The organism is Catellatospora vulcania, from assembly GCF_009720385.1.
GTDB classification, from domain to species: Bacteria; Actinomycetota; Actinomycetes; order Mycobacteriales; family Micromonosporaceae; genus Catellatospora; species Catellatospora vulcania.
This window is the reverse complement of sequence record NZ_WARX01000014.1, coordinates 149,271-164,188: the sequence shown is the minus strand read 5'-3', so window position 1 is coordinate 164,188 and position 14,918 is coordinate 149,271. Positions and strand designations below refer to the sequence as shown.

Genomic DNA, 14,918 nt, shown 5'->3' with positions numbered 1-14,918 from the left:
ATGGTTGCCACCGATCGCCGAAATCGTGCCATCGTCGCCGGTGCGCTCCCAGCCCGGGAGACGCGCCCCGCCGCCCGCAGACAAGCTGGCGGCGAGGTCAGCTCAACGGACGTCCCAGACGGGCTCGGGGGTCTCCACCACTTCGCCGTCGCTCTGGAACAGCAGGAAGCGGTCGAAACTCCGGGTGAACCAGCGGTCGTGGGTGACCGCCACGACGGTGCCCTCGAAGCCGAGCAGGCCCTGCTCCAAGGCCTCCGCACTGGCCAGGTCCAGGTTGTCGGTGGGCTCGTCGAGCAGGAGCAGGGTGACGCCGCTCAGCTCCAGCAGCAGCACCAGGAACCGGGCCTGCTGCCCGCCGGACAGCGTGCCGAAGCGCTGCTCGCCCTGCTTGGCCAGCTCATACCGGTCGAGCACCTTGTACGCGGCTTCGCGGGCCAGTGACGGCCGGTGCGAATCACCGCGCCACAGGATGTCGATCAGCTCCTTGCCGGCCAGGTCGGGCCGGTCGTGGGTCTGCGAGAAGTGGCCGGGCACGACCCGCGCGCCCAGCCGGGCGACACCCGTGTGCTTCACCTTCGCGTGTGTCGCGCCGTCGGCCGAGCGCCCGGCCTCCTCGCCGCCCCCGTGCGCCAGCAGCCGCAGACTGTGCTCCCCGCTCTGCGCCAGCAGGCGCAGAAAGTGCGACTTGCCGGTGCCGTTCGCGCCGAGCACCGCCAGGCGGTCGCCGTACCAGAGCTCCAGGTCGAACGGGAAAGTGAGGTTCTCCAACTCCAGCTGCTCGCAGATGACCGCGCGCTTGCCGGTGCGCGAGCCCTTGAGCCGCATCTGGATCTGCTGGTCCTTGGGCGGCAGCGGCGGCTGGCCGGCCTCCTCGAACTTGCGCAGCCGGGTCTGCGCGGCCTGGTAGCGCGAGGCGAGGCCGTCGTTGTACGCCGCCTTCTGCTTGTACATCAGCATGAGCGTGCGCAGCTTCTCGTGCTCCTCGTCCCAGCGGCGGCGGCGCTCCTCCATGCTGTCGTGCCGGGCCACCCGCGCCTCGTGCCACGCCGCGAACGAGCCGACGTGCGTCCAGGCGCTGCCGCCCTCGACCGCGACCACCCGGTCGGCGGTCTGGTTGAGCAGCTCCCGATCGTGCGAGACGTACAGCACGGACTTCTTCGACTCGCGCAGCCGCTGCTCCAGCCACCGCTTGGCGGGCACGTCGAGGAAGTTGTCCGGCTCGTCGAGCAGCAGCACCTCGTCCCCACCGCGCAGCAGCAGCTCCAGCGCGAAGCGTTTCTGCTGGCCGCCGGACAGGGTGCGCACCGGCCTGTCCCGGCACTCGTCCCAGGACAGGTCGAGGATCAGCGTGGCGACGGTGTCGAAGAGCACCTCGGCCTCGTAGCCGCCCGCCTCGCCGTACGCCGACAGGGCCTCCGCGTAGCGCAGCTGCGCCTGCTGGGCGCTGCTGGTCAGCTTGCCCCGGGAATCCGCCACCCGCATCGCCTGCTCCGCCTTGACCAGGCGTGCGCCGGCGGCCTGCAGGCGCGGCTCGACAAGTCCCAGTGCCATCTCGGCCAGCGTCATCTCCGCGCCACCGGGCGCGCCGGTCGCCGCCGAGGAGCCGAGCATGCCGATGAACTGGCGCATGACCCCCAGGCCGCCCGAGCGCGCGATGCCGCCGACGGTCACCGGCAGGTCGCCGGAGACCATCCGCAGCAGCGTCGTCTTGCCCGCGCCGTTCGGGCCGACCAGGGCCACCTTGGCCCCTTCGCCGACGCGGAACGACACGTCGGAGAAGAGTTCACGCCCGTCCGGCAGCGTGTACGCCACGCCGGCCACATCCACATATCCCACGCCGGAATAGTGCCTGATCAGGCAGCTTGAGGGCGAGTCACTTTCAGCACCCGGAAGCCCGACCCGCTGGCGTGCCGGTCAGCCTGCCAGCCCTGGGCGGCCAGCCACTGCTGCAGCGAGTCCGCACCCTTGTGCTTGGCGACGACCAGCCAGGCCGTGCCGCCGGGGGCAAGGCGCGGCAGCCAGCGCAGCAGCAGCTGGTGCAGCTCCTCCTTGCCGACCCGGATCGGCGGGTTGGACCAGATCTGCGCGAACTCGACCTCGGCCGGCACCCCGTCGGGCTCGGCGACGCGCACCCGGTCGGCCACGTTCAGCCGCTGCGCGTTCTCCTCGGTCAGCTCGCGGGCACGCGAGTTGACGTCGATCGCCCAGATGGCGGCCTGCGGAGCCCGGGTGGCCAGGACCATGGTGATCGGGCCGTACCCGCAGCCGAGGTCCAGAAAATTTCCGGTGACCGCCGCGCCCGGCAGCTCACCCTTCTTCAGCAGCACGGTCGTGCCGGGGTCGAGCCGGGTCGCCGAGAAGACCCCACCCGCTGCCACCAGGTCATACTCCTGACCCTCGATGTTGAAAACGACCTCGCGCGGGCGCGCCGACGCGCCCGGCTCCGCAGTGAAGTAATGCTCGCCCACCCGCACATTCTCCCCCGAACGGACGGACTCGACGGCCGCAGGGTTATTGGCGACTGTGTCGTCCATTACGCTGTGCGACATGGCTCACGGCTACGGCACCGGTTCGGGGGACTGGACGCCACCTTCCCGTCGTGATCCGCGTGACAGAGAGACGCCCGATCCCCGCTTACCCGGGGACACGGGCGCCGGTCGGCGCGGGTCACTACGCGACAGCGCCCATGACTCTGAGTCACCAAGCCGGACGGGAGCCGGCGGCGGAACAGGCCGGCGGCGCGCACCAGACCCGCCGCAGAACCCCGACCGGTTCGACGGCTTCGTGGAGCGCAAACCCCCGCACGAGCACCCCGGCGTCACGCCGGGCCGGGCCGGCGGACGTCCCGTGCCGCCGGCGCAGCCGCCCCGCGGCCAAGGCCCCGGCCTCGCCCCGGGGGCCCGCACCCCGGCGGCGCCGCACGGATACGAGCCGCCGCGCCGCGGCGAGCCGCGGGTAGGCGAACCACCCCGGCGCAACGTGCCGGGCGAGCCGCCCGGTGCCCGTAACGGGGCGCTGGCGCGTCCACGGGGCGTCGAGGACCCTCCACCCACCATGCGCCGCGGATTCGCGCCAGGCGGCCCCCCGGCGGCCCCGCCCCGCCGCAACGTCACCGAGCCTCGGCAGCGTTCCGCGCCGCCGGCGACTCCGGTGTCCCCTGCCGTCGGCGCGCCCGGCCGTCCCGGCATGCCGCCGCGCACCGCGCCGAACCCGGCCATGCCGGTGCGTGTCGTGCCGCCGCCGCCCACCCGACCCACTGTCGCTCCGCCGCCCCCACCGCCTCCGCCGCGGCGCACCGGGCCGCGCCCGGCCGCCGCGGGCGAGCCCGGCGTGGCCGCCGGCTGGCAGCGGCTCGCACCGCACCCGAACATGTCCAGCCGCTGGAAGAAGGCGCTGAGCGTGCTCGGCGTGCTGGCCGTGCTGACCGTGTGCGGCGTCGGCTCGTTCCTCATGGTGCTGGACGAGAAGAAGGGCACCGGCGCGCAGGCCAACAGCTCGCCGCCGCCGACCGCCACCCCCATCGACATCACCACGCGCGAGGTCGACCCGAAGCCGCTCACCGCGAACGAGGTCTTCCCCGGCAAGCAGATCGTCATCGACCCGAAGAAGCCGACCGAGGTCTACACGGTCATCAAGCCGCAGGTGCTGACCGACTGCCGAGCGGCCGCCAGCGGCCAGATCAGCAAACTGATCACGGACCTGGGCTGCTCCCAGGTGGTGCGCGGCACCATGCGCTCCCCCAACGGGGCCTACCTGGTGACCGGCGGCATCGTGAACCTGGACACGGTCGCCAACGCGGAGAAGGCGTACGAGGCGATCAAGCCGATCGTGGACGAGGGCAAGGGGCGCTTCCTCGGGTACGCCCCCGACCGCCAGGCCAAGAAGAGCATCACCAAGCCGCTGGCCCTGGCCTCGACCCACGCCGGCTGGAACATCCGCGGCCACTACCTCGTCTACTGCGTGATCGCCCGGTCCGACGGCGGTGAGATCCCGATCGGCGACCCGTTCGCCAAGCAGATCCTCTTCGACGTGATCGAGTTCTACCTCCGCGGCAAGGTCCTCGAAGACCGCGCCAGCGACCCCATCTCCCCCGACGCCACCCCCGCCCCCGCCCCCTCAGCCACCAACTGACGAGAACAAAGGAAGGGCACCTTCTTAACGCTATGCGTTGTAGAAGGTGCCCTTGTTAACGTCTACCCGTCGGTGAGCTGCGGAGATGCGGCGTCGGCCGTACGCAGGCCGGCGGGCACGCCGCGCAGGTTCCGGGTCTGCTGGGCGCGGGCCGCGAACTCCGCCTCGTCCGGGTAGCCCACGGCGATCAGGTTCAGCCCGTGCGCCGGGGCGACCAGCACATCGCTGACCCGCTCGGTACGGGTCAGCAGGGAGGCCGGCCAGTCCGGCTCGCGGCGGCCGTCGCCGACCGTCAACATCGCCCCGACCAGGCTGCGCACCATCGCCTGGCAGAACGCGTCGGCCTGCACCGTCGCCACCAGCACCCCGTCCGGCTCGCGCCGCCACGACATCCTGGTGATGTGCCGGATGGTGGTCGCGTGCTCCTTGCGCTTGCAGAACGCCGCGAAATCATGCTCCCCGCACAGCCCCGCCGCGGCCGCGTTGAGCCGGTCGGAGTCCAGCGGACGCAGCCAGAACAGGGTGTCGCGGCGGCGCAGCGGGCTCGGACCCGCCTCGGTGTCGGTCACCCGGTACTCGTAGCGCCGCCACAGGGCCGAGAACCGCGCGTCGAAGGCCGCCGGGACCTCGCGCGCGGACCACACCCGCACGTCCCCGGGCAGCAGCCCGGCGAGCCGGCGCACCAGCGTCGGGGCGAGCGCCTGCCAGCGTTCGTCAGGCAGCTCGACGTGGCACACCTGACCGGTCGCGTGCACCCCGGCGTCGGTACGGCCGGCCACGGTCAACCCGGTCGGATTGCCCGGCCCGAACACCTTCTCCAACTCGGCCAGCAGCACCCCCGCGACGGTGCGACGGCCCGGCTGCGCCGCCCAACCGGAGAAGTCCGTGCCGTCGTAACCGACGTCCAGCCGTACCCGCGCCATCTCCTGCTCCTCCTCTACCGCCCGGGATCGCCCCGCGACGGCGTCGACGCAGGCGAAACGCCCGCGGATATGGCGAAGCTCCCCTCCCGGCTGCGTGAGCAGCGGAAGAGGAGCTCCGACCAGTGGAACGTCAGGCCTTGTCAGCAGCCTCGTCGGCGGCTTCGTCGGCCTCGCCGGACAGGACGGCGACCTTGTCCTCCTGCGCAGCCTTCTTGGCCTGGGCCTTGGCAGCCTTCGCCGGCGCCGCGGGCGCCGCCACCTCAAGCGCCTCGACCAGCTCGATGATCGCCATAGGAGCGGCGTCACCCTTGCGCGGGCCGGTCTTCACGATCCGGGTGTAGCCACCCGGACGGTTCGCGAAGCGCGGCGCGATCTGCTCGAACAGGGCCACGAAGGTGTCCCGCTCGCCGATCGTCTTACGGACGTCGCGGCGAGCCGCGAGGTCGTCCCGCTTGGCCTTGGTGATGAGACGCTCGGCCAGCGGGCGCAGCCGCTTGGCCTTGGTCTCGGTGGTGGTGATCCGGCCGTGCTTGAACAGCGCCGTGGCCAGGTTGGCCAGGATCAGCTGCTCGTGCGCGGGGCTGCCCCCGAGGCGGGGACCCTTGGTGGGCGTGGGCATTGGTGCTCCTTGATGTCTATCCGAGCTGCCGAGGCAGGTTGGTTACAGCTGCTCGGTCTCGCGGTAGTCGTCAGTGTCGTAATCGGCGTCGCCGTAGGAGTCCACGACGTGAGCCGGGTCGAAGTTCGGAGCCGAGTCCTTCAGCCCCAGACCCATCCCGGCGAGCTTCATCTTCACCTCGTCGATGGACTTCTGCCCGAAATTCCTTATGTCGAGCAGGTCCGCCTCGGTGCGCCCGATGAGCTCACCGACGGAGTTGATGCCCTCGCGCTTGAGGCAGTTGTAGGAGCGGACGGTCAGGTCCAGCTCCTCGATCGGCAGCGCCAGGTCGGCAGCGAGCTGCGCGTCCTGCGGCGACGGGCCGATGTCGATGCCCTCGGCGGTCTCGTCCAGCTCACGGCACAGGCCGAACAGCTCCACCAGGGTGGAACCGGCCGACGCCAGCGCGGTCCGCGGCGAGATGGACGCCTTCGACTCGACGTCGATGATCAGACGGTCGAAGTCGGTGCGCTGCTCGACACGGGTCGCCTCGACGCGGTACGTCACCTTGAGCACCGGCGAGTAGATCGAGTCGACCGGGATGCGGCCGATCTCGGCGCCGGCGTTCTTGTTCTGCGCCGCCGTGACGTAGCCCCGGCCCCGCTCGACGGTCAGCTCCATGTCGAGCCGGCCCTTGCCGTTCAGGGTGGCGAGCTTCAGGTCCGGGTTGTGCACGGAGACACCGGCCGGGGGCTGGATGTCGCCGGCGGTCACGTCGCCAGGGCCCTGCTTGCGCAGGTACATGCTGACCGGCTCGTCGTGCTCCGACGAGACGCACAGGTCCTTGACGTTCATGACCAGCTCGACCACGTCCTCCTTGACACCGGGGATCGTGGTGAACTCGTGCAGCACACCGTCGATCTTGATGCTGGTGACGGCCGCGCCCGGGATGGAGCTGAGCAGCGTACGACGCAGCGAGTTGCCGAGGGTGTAGCCGAACCCGGGCTCGAGCGGCTCGATGGTGAACCGGGAGCGGGTCTCGTTGATCGACTCTTCGGTGAGAGTCGGCCGCTGAGAGATAAGCACTGGTGAACTCCTATACGTTGGGCGCCCACTATTTGACGCCACGCGTAACGGCGGCCGGTGCGGCATGACGCCGCACCGGCCAGAGCACTACTACTTGGAGTAGAGCTCGACGATCAGCTGCTCCTGGACCTGGGTGTCGATCACCTGGCGGGCGGGCAGCGAGTGCACGAGGACCTTGAACTGGCTGGGGATGACCTCCAGCCAGGCCGGAACGCCGCGAGAGCCGGCCTCCGCCTGCGCCACCACGAACGGCGTGAGCTCGCGGGACTTGCCCCGGACCTCGACGATGTCGTGCTCGGTGACGCGGTACGACGGGATGTCGACCTTCTTGCCGTTGACCAGGAAGTGACCGTGCTTCACGACCTGACGGGCGTGGTCACGGGACTTGGCCAGGCCGGCCCGGTAGACCACGTTGTCGAGGCGCGACTCGAGGATCTGCAGCAGAACCTCACCCGTCTTGCCCGACTTGCGGTTGGCCTCTTCGTAGTAGCCGCGGAACTGCTTCTCCAGCACGCCGTAGATACGACGGGCCTTCTGCTTCTCACGAAGCTGCAGCAGGTACTCGGACTCCTTGGTACGACCGCGGCCGTGCTGGCCGGGCGGGAAGGGGCGCGACTCGAACGGGCACTTGGGCCCATCGCACTTGCTGCCCTTGAGGAACAGCTTGACCTTCTCACGACGGCAACGGCGGCAGTCAGCGCCGGTGTAACGAGCCATCTTTCAATCTCCCCTTAGACCCGGCGACGCTTGGGCGGACGGCATCCGTTGTGCGGCTGCGGCGTGACGTCGGAGATCTGCCCGACCTCGAGACCGGCAGCGGTCAGCGAACGGATGGCGGTCTCACGGCCAGAGCCCGGACCCTTGACGAACACGTCGACCTTGCGCATGCCGTGCTCCATCGCGCGACGCGCGGCGGCCTCGGCGGCCAGCTGGGCGGCGAACGGAGTCGACTTACGCGAGCCCTTGAAGCCGACCTGGCCGGCGGAGGCCCACGAGATCACAGCACCGGTCGGGTCCGTGATGGACACGATGGTGTTGTTGAACGTGCTCTTGATGTGCGCCTGCCCGTGGGAGACGTTCTTGCGTTCTTTACGCCGGACCTTCTTTACAGCGGCCCCAGCGCGTGCCTTGGGTGGCATATCTTTATGCGCTCCTTCTAGATGCGATTGCTAGCGGGACAGGCTTACTTCTTGCCGGCCTTCTTCTTGCCGGCCACGGTGCGCTTCGGGCCCTTGCGGGTACGAGCGTTCGTGCGAGTGCGCTGTCCACGGACAGGCAGGCCCTTGCGGTGCCGGATGCCCTCGTAGCAACCGATCTCCACCTTGCGGCGGATGTCAGCGGCGACCTCGCGGCGCAGGTCACCTTCAACCTTGAAGTTCGCTTCGATGTAGTCACGAAGCTGAACGACCTCTTCGTCGGTGAGGTCCTTCGCCCGCTTGTTCGGGTCGATGCCCGTGGCGGAGCAGAGCTGCGCCGAGCGGGTGCGGCCGATGCCGTAAACGTAGGTAAGCGCGATCTCCAGCCGCTTTTCGCGGGGGAGATCAACGCCGACGAGACGTGCCATGGTGGGCTGCTCCTCGTAGCTTGCGGAGGTCTGCGCCCGATCCATCCCCCACCTGCCCAGGTGGGGCCCCGGCCTCCGACCGGGGGTTGATCCGCAGAGCTGTCCGACAAGTCGGAGCGTTCCCGCGGCTGGAACGAGCTATTGCTGGTGATGCTGCAACGACAGGCGTTGCCAGGAGCCGAATCAGCCCTGGCGCTGCTTGTGGCGCGGGTCGTCACAAATGATCATGACCCGGCCGTGCCGGCGAATGACGCGGCACTTGTTGCAGATCTTCTTGACACTCGGCTTGACCTTCACGGCTCGCCTTTGCTGCTATTCCCGGCCCGCACAGCGTCGAGCCAGGGAAAGACGGACACGGACTCACCCCGGTGGAGTCAGTTCGATTACTTGTAGCGGTAGACGATCCGCCCGCGGGTGAGATCGTACGGCGAGAGCTCGACGACGACCCGGTCCTCGGGCAGGATGCGAATGTAGTGCTGACGCATCTTGCCGCTGATGTGGGCCAAGACCTTGTGGCCGTTAGCGAGCTCGACCCGGAACATTGCGTTCGGGAGTGGCTCGATAACTCGGCCCTCGATCTCGATGGCCCCGTCCTTCTTCGGCATATCCTCCGCTACCTGACATAGGGTGAATGGGTCGGCTCACCTGGTCCATCACGACCCGGTAGGACCGGATCGCGCCAGCCGCGGTTCCGCCCGACCCCCGAAGCGCGGGGAGCATGGCGGAGTGGACGCGGTGCGCCGATTGACCAGTCTACGCCCACCTCGGCATCGACACCAAACCACCCCCCGACCCCCGCGGCCGGGAGTGTCGGACCACACACTCGCCACTCCCCGACCGGCCCCGTCTCCGGGCGCAACTCTTAAAGAGTCGCGCCTACAGACGCCCTACGAGCCCGCAACTCTTTAAGAGTTGCGGGGCCGTGCGGGGCGGGCGGGCGGGGCGGGCGGGGCGGGGGCTGGGAGGTCAGGCGGTGGCGGCGGAGGTGAGGAGGTCGCCGAGGCGGGCTCGGCCGCCGTCGACGGCGGTGAGGACCCATACCCCGTCCTCGAACAGGCCGATCGAGTGTTCGACGTGGGCGGCGTGCGAGCCGTCGGTGGTCACCACAGTCCAGCCGTCGTTGAGTTCCGCGGTGCGGGCCGAGCCCATGGTGATCATCGGTTCGATGGCCAGCGCCATGCCGGGGATCAGCTGCGGGCCGCGCCCGGGGCGGCCGTGGTTGTGGATGTGCGGATCCTGGTGCATGGCGGTGCCGATGCCGTGGCCGCCGTACCCCTTGACGATGCCGTACTTGCGGGGCGCCTTGCGCACCGCCGATTCCACTGCCCACGAGATGTCGGTCAGCCGGCCGGTGCCAGAACGCACCCCGCGCGCGGCGGCGGCGATGCCGGCCCACATCGAGTCCTCGGCCACCTCCGCCATACGCAGCAGGTCGGGCCGGGTCTCGCCGACCCCGACGGTGATCGCCGCGTCGCCGTGCCAGCCGTTCAGGATCGCCCCGCAGTCGATCGAGATCAGGTCGCCCTCGGCCAGCACGTGCTTGGGGTTGGGGATGGTGTGCACGATCTGCTCGTTCACCGACGAGCAGATGGTGCCGGGGAAGCCGTGGTAGCCCTTGAACGACGGGACAGCCCCGTGCGACCGGATCACGTCCTCGGCGACGGCGTCCAGCTCAGCGGTGCTGACCCCGGGCTTGACCGCCTCACGGGCCGCCGCCAGCGCCGCGGCCACCACCAGCCCCGCAGCGCGCATCAGGTGCAGCTGCTCCGGCGTCTTGATCTCGATGCCCATGTGCTCGGCCGTTGCCTTTCCCCGCCGGCCCGGTCCGACCGGGCGTTTCCTGCCCGGCGGGGACCGTCCGGCGCTTTCGTCGCCGCACGTCCGCGGGGCGAGCCGTCCGCCGTCCTGTGGACGGCGACAACATGCCGTCGCCCGAGCGCGGGCCCGACCGTCACCGGTCGGCCGCGTCCAGCGAGTGCAGTGGCTGTTCCCGCAGGCGCCGGCCCCACCGCCGAGCGCCAGGCAATGTTACGCGCTGAACGAGCGCAGCTCGTTGATGGCCCGCTCGGTGACGTCCTCCACCGGGCCGGTGGCGTCGATCCCGACCAGGCGGCCCTGTGCGCCGTAGTGGTCGACCAGGGGGGCGGTGTCGCGGGCGTACACCTTGAGCCGCTCCGCGATCGTCTCGGCCTTGTCGTCGTCGCGCTGGTAGAGCTCGCCGCCGCAGCGGTCGCACAGGTTCTCGCGGCTCACCGCGTCGAACTCGATGTGCCAGATCTTGCCGCAGCCATGGCAGGTGCGCCGACCGGACAGGCGCCGGATGACCTCGTCGTTGTCGACGATGAGCTCCAGCACCAGGTCCAGGTTCGCGCCCGTGTCGGCGAGCATCTTGTCCAGCGCCACGGCCTGTGGCACGGTGCGCGGGAACCCGTCGAGCAGGAAGCCGTCGGCGGCGTCGGCCTCGGCCAGCCGGCCGCGCACCATGTTGATGGTGACCTCGTCCGGCACCAGGCCGCCCGAGTCCATGTAGCGCTTGGCCTCCAGGCCCAGCGGGGTGCCCTGCGAGACGTTGGCCCGGAAGATGTCACCCGTCGAGATCTTCGGCACGGACAGGTGCGAGGCGATGAACTCCGCCTGCGTCCCCTTGCCCGCGCCGGGCGGACCCACCAGCACCAGCCTCATCACGACACCTCACTAAAACCGGCGAACCGGCGGCGCGAGAACGCGCCGCCGATCCGCTGCGCCCGCTGGCTCATCGAAGGAATCCCTCGTAGCTGCGCTGCATGAGCTGGCTCTCGATCTGCTTGACGGTCTCCAGACCCACACCCACCATGATCAGCACCGCGGTGCCGCCGAAGGGGAAGTTCTGGTAGGCCTGGGAGTCCAGCCAGATGAAGAACATGTTCGGCAGGATCGCGATGATGCCGAGGTAGAACGCGCCCGGCAGGGTGATCCGGCTCAGGATGAAGTCGAGGTAGTCGGCGGTGGGCTTGCCCGGCCGGATACCCGGCACGAAGCCGCCGTACTTCTTCATGTTGTCCGCGATCTCGGTCGGGTTGAACGTGATCGAGACGTAGAAGTACGTGAAGAAGATGATCATCAGGAAGTAGAGCAGGATGTAGCTCCACTTGCTGGGGTCGGTCAGGTAGTCGCGCAGCCAGATCTGGACCTTGCCCGGGTCGTTCTGGTTCATGAACTGCAGAGCCAGCGTGGGCAGGTAGAGCAGCGACGACGCGAAGATGACCGGGATGACACCCGCCTGGTTGACCTTCAGCGGGATGTAGGTCGACGTTCCGCCGTACATACGGCGGCCGACCATGCGCTTGGCGTACTGCACCGGGATGCGGCGCTGCGCCTGCTCGATGTACACCACCAGCGCGATGACCACGACGACGAGCGCGAGCACGCCGACGAAACCCCACCAGCCCTTGGACTCCTTCAGCTGCCAGCCCTCACTGGGGAGGCGGGCGGCGATGGAGGTGAAGATCAGGACGGACATGCCGTTGCCCACGCCGCGGTCGGTGATGAGCTCACCGAGCCACATCACGACGCCGGTGCCGGCGGTCATGGTGACGACGAGCGCGGTCAGCGTGACCCACTGCGGCATCTGGGTGTTCGGCACGATCGGGAACGCGTCGCACGCGCCCTGGAACAGCTGGCCGGAGCGGGCCAGGGCCACGAAGGCCGAGGACTGCAGGACGGCCAGGCCCAGGGTCAGGTAGCGGGTGTACTGGGTGATCTTCGCCTGGCCGGACTGGCCCTCCTTGCGGAGCTGCTCCAGGCGCGGGATGACCACGGTGAGCAGCTGCAGGATGATCGACGCCGTGATGTACGGCATGATGCCGAGCGCGAAGACCGACAGGGACAGCAGAGCGCCGCCGGAGAAGAGGTTAAGGAGCGTGAAGACGCCGCTCTCGGCACCCGACTCCATGGCGGTGATGCACTTCTGCACGTTCCCGTACGAGACACCGGGGCTGGGCAGCGTGGCACCGAGGCGATAGAGCGCGATGATCCCGAGCGTGAACAGAATCTTCTTGCGCAGGTCAGGCGTCTTGAACGCACTGACAAAAGCGGAGAGCAACTTCTTCCTCCTGCGCGCGGCACCGGGGGCCGGTGGCTGTCGTGTAAGGGGCGGGACAGATGACTTGGTTCGGCTGAGCCGTGACCATTACGGTCGGCCTTCACCGCGCCACGCGCAGTTTACGCGTAGCTGGGATCGGACTCTAACAGTCCCGACCCTCAACGGTCAGGTCTGCGCGGCACATATCTGTGCCAGCCTAGGCCTTGGCAGCGCTCGTGCCCAGTGGCAACGACCTGCATCTTGCCCACAGAACCCGGAAGCCGAGCGTGGCGCCCGACCAAGGTCGGTCGGGCGCCACGTCTGCGACTGTCGCTTACAGCTCCGTCACGGAGCCGCCGGCGGCTGCGATCTTCTCCTTGGCGGAGGCGCTGAAACCGTGCGCCGTCACCTGGAGCTTCACGCCGCCCAGCTCGCCGGTGCCGAGCACCTTGACCGGGTGGCCCTTGCGGACGGCACCGGCCTCGGCCAGCTCCAGCGGGCCGACCTGGCCGCCGTTGGGGAACAGCTCGGCGAGCCGGTCCAGGTTCACGACCTGGAACACGACCTTGAACTTGTTCCGGAAGCCCTTCATCTTCGGAAGCCGCATGTGGATAGGCATCTGCCCACCCTCAAACGACGGCTTCACCTGGTAGCGGGCCTTCGTACCCTTGGTACCGCGACCGGCGGTCTTGCCCTTGGAACCCTCACCACGACCCACGCGGGTCTTGGCGGTCTTCGCACCGGGCGCCGGGCGGAGGTGGTGGATCTTGATCGTCATTACTCAACCTCCTCGACCTTCACGAGGTGGCTGACCGCGAAGATCATGCCCCGAATCTCGGGACGGTCCTCTTTCACCACCACGTCGTTGATCCGCTTGAGACCGAGCGAACGCAGCGACTCGCGCTGGTTGCGCTTGCGCCCGATGTCGGACCGCAACTGGGTGACCTTCAAACGTGCCATGGTTACGCACCCGCTCCCGCACGCGCGGCCAGCAGCGCGGCCGGCGCGACGTCCTCGACCGGCAGCCCACGGCGAGCCGCGATGGCCTCCGGGGACTCCAGCATCTTCAGCGCGGCGACCGTGGCGTGCACGATGTTGATCGGGTTCGAGGAGCCGAGGCTCTTCGAGAGCACGTCGTGGATGCCCACGCACTCCAGCACGGCACGCACCGGGCCGCCGGCGATGACACCGGTACCGGCGCTGGCCGGCTTGAGCAGCACCACACCGGCCGCCGCCTCACCCTGCACGGGGTGCGGGATGGTGGAGCCGATCCGGGGAACCCGGAAGAAGTGCTTCTTGGCCTCCTCGACACCCTTGGCGATCGCCGCGGGCACCTCCTTGGCCTTGCCGTAGCCGACGCCCACGTTGCCCTCGCCGTCGCCGACGATCACGAGCGCGGTGAAGCTGAAGCGCCGACCGCCCTTGACGACCTTGGCAACACGGTTGATCGTGACGACCCGCTCGAGATGCGGGGTCTTCTCGACCGGCGCGTTGCCACGGCCATCGCCGCGGCCACGGCGCTCGCGACCACCGCGGTCGCCGCCCTCACTGCTACCGGAACCCGTGCCCCGGCGTTGTGGTCCTGGCATTATCCCAGCCACCTTTCCTAGAACTCGAGTCCAGCACCGCGTGCGGCGTCCGCCAGAGCCGCGATGCGGCCCGCGTAGCGGTTGCCACCGCGGTCGAAGACGACCTTGGTGATACCGGCGGCCTTCGCCCGGTCGGCGAGCAGAGCGCCCACCTTGCCGGCGATGGCGCTCTTGTCGCCCTCGGCGCCCTTGATCGAGGCGTCCATGCTCGAGGCGGACACCACGGTGTGACCCTTGGTGTCGTCCACGATCTGAACCCAGATGTGGCGCAGCGAGCGGGTGACGACCAGACGGGGGCGCTCAGCGGTGCCGCTGAGGTTCCGGCGGATGCGGAAGTGCCGACGCGCCTTGCCGACGGCCCGCTTGGCGGCGACGCCGTTGCGGCGCTTGAGCAGCGTGGCGGTCACTTCTTACCTGCCTTTCCAGCCTTACCGGCCTTGCGGCGGATGACCTCGCCCTGGTACTTGACGCCCTTGCCCTTGTAGGGCTCCGGCGGGCGGATCTTCCGGATGTTGGCGGCGATCTCACCGACAAGCTGCTTGTCGATGCCGGAGATGTGGAACAGCGTCGGCCGCTCCACCGCGAAGGTGATCCCGGCCGGCGGCGCCACCACGACGGGGTGCGAGAAGCCGAGCGCGAACTCGAGCTCCGAACCCTTGGCGGTGACACGGTAACCGGTGCCGTTGATCTCCAGGCTCTTCTTGTAGCCCTCGGTGACGCCGACGATCATGTTGGCGACCAGGGTACGCGAGAGACCGTGCAGCTCCTTGGCACGACGCTCGTCGTTCGGGCGGGTGACGAGCAGCTCGCCGCTCTCACCGCGCTCGGCGATGATCGGCTCGCTCAGCGTGTGCTGAAGCTCGCCCTTGGGGCCCTTGACCTTGATGGTCTGGCCATCGATGGTGATCTCGACGCCGGAAGGCACCGGGATCGGCTTACGTCCGATTCGCGACATTGCAGACCTTCC

At 69.2% G+C, this 14,918-nt stretch carries 19 protein-coding genes; 1 reads left to right on the top strand and 18 read right to left on the bottom strand.

Annotated features, from left to right (window positions below):
* Positions 1-102: 102 nt before the first annotated feature.
* Positions 103-1,836: an ATP-binding cassette domain-containing protein gene (locus F6W97_RS30985; protein WP_155374096.1), complete on the bottom strand. Its 1,734-nt coding sequence runs from the start codon at positions 1,834-1,836 to the stop codon at positions 103-105.
* 17 nt (positions 1,837-1,853) lie between these two features.
* Positions 1,854-2,468, bottom strand: a complete 615-nt coding sequence (locus F6W97_RS30980; protein ID WP_230687119.1) for a class I SAM-dependent methyltransferase — start codon at positions 2,466-2,468, stop codon at positions 1,854-1,856.
* A gap of 682 nt (positions 2,469-3,150) precedes the next feature.
* Here F6W97_RS30980 and F6W97_RS30975 point away from each other — a divergent pair.
* Positions 3,151-4,131 carry a hypothetical protein gene (locus F6W97_RS30975; protein WP_155374095.1) on the top strand — a complete coding sequence of 327 codons (981 nt, stop codon included), beginning with the start codon at positions 3,151-3,153 and terminating at the stop codon, positions 4,129-4,131.
* Positions 4,132-4,193: 62 nt separating this feature from the next.
* Here F6W97_RS30975 and truA read toward each other — a convergent pair whose 3' ends face one another.
* From truA to rplF, 16 genes are all read right to left on the bottom strand, one after another.
* Positions 4,194-5,054: a tRNA pseudouridine(38-40) synthase TruA gene (truA, locus tag F6W97_RS30970; protein ID WP_155374094.1), complete on the bottom strand. Its 861-nt coding sequence runs from the start codon at positions 5,052-5,054 to the stop codon at positions 4,194-4,196.
* Between the two features lie 130 nt (positions 5,055-5,184).
* The gene (gene rplQ, locus F6W97_RS30965) at positions 5,185-5,673 is read right to left on the bottom strand and encodes a 50S ribosomal protein L17 (RefSeq protein ID WP_155374093.1); all 489 of its coding nucleotides are present in this window, start codon (positions 5,671-5,673) and stop codon (positions 5,185-5,187) included.
* 42 nt (positions 5,674-5,715) lie between these two features.
* Complete coding sequence (locus tag F6W97_RS30960; RefSeq protein ID WP_120317120.1) at positions 5,716-6,738, bottom strand: DNA-directed RNA polymerase subunit alpha; 1,023 nt, start codon at positions 6,736-6,738, stop codon at positions 5,716-5,718.
* A 90-nt stretch (positions 6,739-6,828) separates the two neighbouring features.
* On the bottom strand, positions 6,829-7,455 hold the full coding sequence (gene rpsD, locus F6W97_RS30955; protein ID WP_120317121.1) for a 30S ribosomal protein S4: 627 nt from the start codon (positions 7,453-7,455) through the stop codon (positions 6,829-6,831).
* A 14-nt stretch (positions 7,456-7,469) separates the two neighbouring features.
* Positions 7,470-7,877 carry a 30S ribosomal protein S11 gene (gene rpsK / locus F6W97_RS30950; RefSeq protein ID WP_120317122.1) on the bottom strand — a complete coding sequence of 136 codons (408 nt, stop codon included), beginning with the start codon at positions 7,875-7,877 and terminating at the stop codon, positions 7,470-7,472.
* 44 nt (positions 7,878-7,921) lie between these two features.
* Complete coding sequence (rpsM, locus tag F6W97_RS30945; protein WP_144121762.1) at positions 7,922-8,302, bottom strand: 30S ribosomal protein S13; 381 nt, start codon at positions 8,300-8,302, stop codon at positions 7,922-7,924.
* A gap of 183 nt (positions 8,303-8,485) precedes the next feature.
* Positions 8,486-8,599 (bottom strand): 50S ribosomal protein L36, encoded by a 114-nt coding sequence (gene rpmJ, locus F6W97_RS30940; RefSeq protein ID WP_020520458.1) that lies wholly within the window; start codon positions 8,597-8,599, stop codon positions 8,486-8,488.
* A gap of 86 nt (positions 8,600-8,685) precedes the next feature.
* On the bottom strand, positions 8,686-8,907 hold the full coding sequence (gene infA / locus F6W97_RS30935) for a translation initiation factor IF-1 (protein WP_007073013.1): 222 nt from the start codon (positions 8,905-8,907) through the stop codon (positions 8,686-8,688).
* A 361-nt stretch (positions 8,908-9,268) separates the two neighbouring features.
* Positions 9,269-10,093 carry a type I methionyl aminopeptidase gene (gene map, locus F6W97_RS30930; RefSeq protein ID WP_155374092.1) on the bottom strand — a complete coding sequence of 275 codons (825 nt, stop codon included), beginning with the start codon at positions 10,091-10,093 and terminating at the stop codon, positions 9,269-9,271.
* Between the two features lie 237 nt (positions 10,094-10,330).
* Complete coding sequence (locus F6W97_RS30925; protein ID WP_155374091.1) at positions 10,331-10,984, bottom strand: adenylate kinase; 654 nt, start codon at positions 10,982-10,984, stop codon at positions 10,331-10,333.
* 70 nt (positions 10,985-11,054) lie between these two features.
* On the bottom strand, positions 11,055-12,383 hold the full coding sequence (gene secY / locus F6W97_RS30920) for a preprotein translocase subunit SecY (RefSeq protein WP_155374090.1): 1,329 nt from the start codon (positions 12,381-12,383) through the stop codon (positions 11,055-11,057).
* A gap of 313 nt (positions 12,384-12,696) precedes the next feature.
* On the bottom strand, positions 12,697-13,140 hold the full coding sequence (rplO, locus tag F6W97_RS30915; protein WP_155374089.1) for a 50S ribosomal protein L15: 444 nt from the start codon (positions 13,138-13,140) through the stop codon (positions 12,697-12,699).
* Positions 13,140-13,322 carry a 50S ribosomal protein L30 gene (gene rpmD, locus F6W97_RS30910; RefSeq protein WP_120317127.1) on the bottom strand — a complete coding sequence of 61 codons (183 nt, stop codon included), beginning with the start codon at positions 13,320-13,322 and terminating at the stop codon, positions 13,140-13,142. The genes rplO and rpmD overlap by 1 nt, the downstream gene beginning before the upstream one ends.
* Positions 13,323-13,324: 2 nt before the next feature.
* Positions 13,325-13,951, bottom strand: a complete 627-nt coding sequence (rpsE, locus tag F6W97_RS30905; protein WP_120317128.1) for a 30S ribosomal protein S5 — start codon at positions 13,949-13,951, stop codon at positions 13,325-13,327.
* Between the two features lie 17 nt (positions 13,952-13,968).
* Positions 13,969-14,358 (bottom strand): 50S ribosomal protein L18, encoded by a 390-nt coding sequence (rplR, locus tag F6W97_RS30900; RefSeq protein ID WP_155374088.1) that lies wholly within the window; start codon positions 14,356-14,358, stop codon positions 13,969-13,971.
* The gene (gene rplF / locus F6W97_RS30895; RefSeq protein ID WP_120317130.1) at positions 14,355-14,906 is read right to left on the bottom strand and encodes a 50S ribosomal protein L6; all 552 of its coding nucleotides are present in this window, start codon (positions 14,904-14,906) and stop codon (positions 14,355-14,357) included. The genes rplR and rplF overlap by 4 nt, the downstream gene beginning before the upstream one ends.
* Positions 14,907-14,918 lie beyond the last annotated feature (12 nt).

Coding starts and splice junctions, on each gene's coding strand:
- truA (WP_155374094.1), bottom strand. CDS start 5,054: ATGGCGCGGGTACGGCTGGACGTCGGTTACGACGGCACGGACTTCTCC.
- rplQ (WP_155374093.1), bottom strand. CDS start 5,673: ATGCCCACGCCCACCAAGGGTCCCCGCCTCGGGGGCAGCCCCGCGCAC.
- rpsD (WP_120317121.1), bottom strand. CDS start 7,455: ATGGCTCGTTACACCGGCGCTGACTGCCGCCGTTGCCGTCGTGAGAAG.
- rpsK (WP_120317122.1), bottom strand. CDS start 7,877: ATGCCACCCAAGGCACGCGCTGGGGCCGCTGTAAAGAAGGTCCGGCGT.
- rpsM (WP_144121762.1), bottom strand. CDS start 8,302: ATGGCACGTCTCGTCGGCGTTGATCTCCCCCGCGAAAAGCGGCTGGAG.
- infA (WP_007073013.1), bottom strand. CDS start 8,907: ATGCCGAAGAAGGACGGGGCCATCGAGATCGAGGGCCGAGTTATCGAG.
- map (WP_155374092.1), bottom strand. CDS start 10,093: ATGGGCATCGAGATCAAGACGCCGGAGCAGCTGCACCTGATGCGCGCT.
- F6W97_RS30925 (WP_155374091.1), bottom strand. CDS start 10,984: ATGAGGCTGGTGCTGGTGGGTCCGCCCGGCGCGGGCAAGGGGACGCAG.
- rplO (WP_155374089.1), bottom strand. CDS start 13,140: ATGACGATCAAGATCCACCACCTCCGCCCGGCGCCCGGTGCGAAGACC.
- rpmD (WP_120317127.1), bottom strand. CDS start 13,322: ATGGCACGTTTGAAGGTCACCCAGTTGCGGTCCGACATCGGGCGCAAG.
- rpsE (WP_120317128.1), bottom strand. CDS start 13,951: ATGCCAGGACCACAACGCCGGGGCACGGGTTCCGGTAGCAGTGAGGGC.
- rplF (WP_120317130.1), bottom strand. CDS start 14,906: ATGTCGCGAATCGGACGTAAGCCGATCCCGGTGCCTTCCGGCGTCGAG.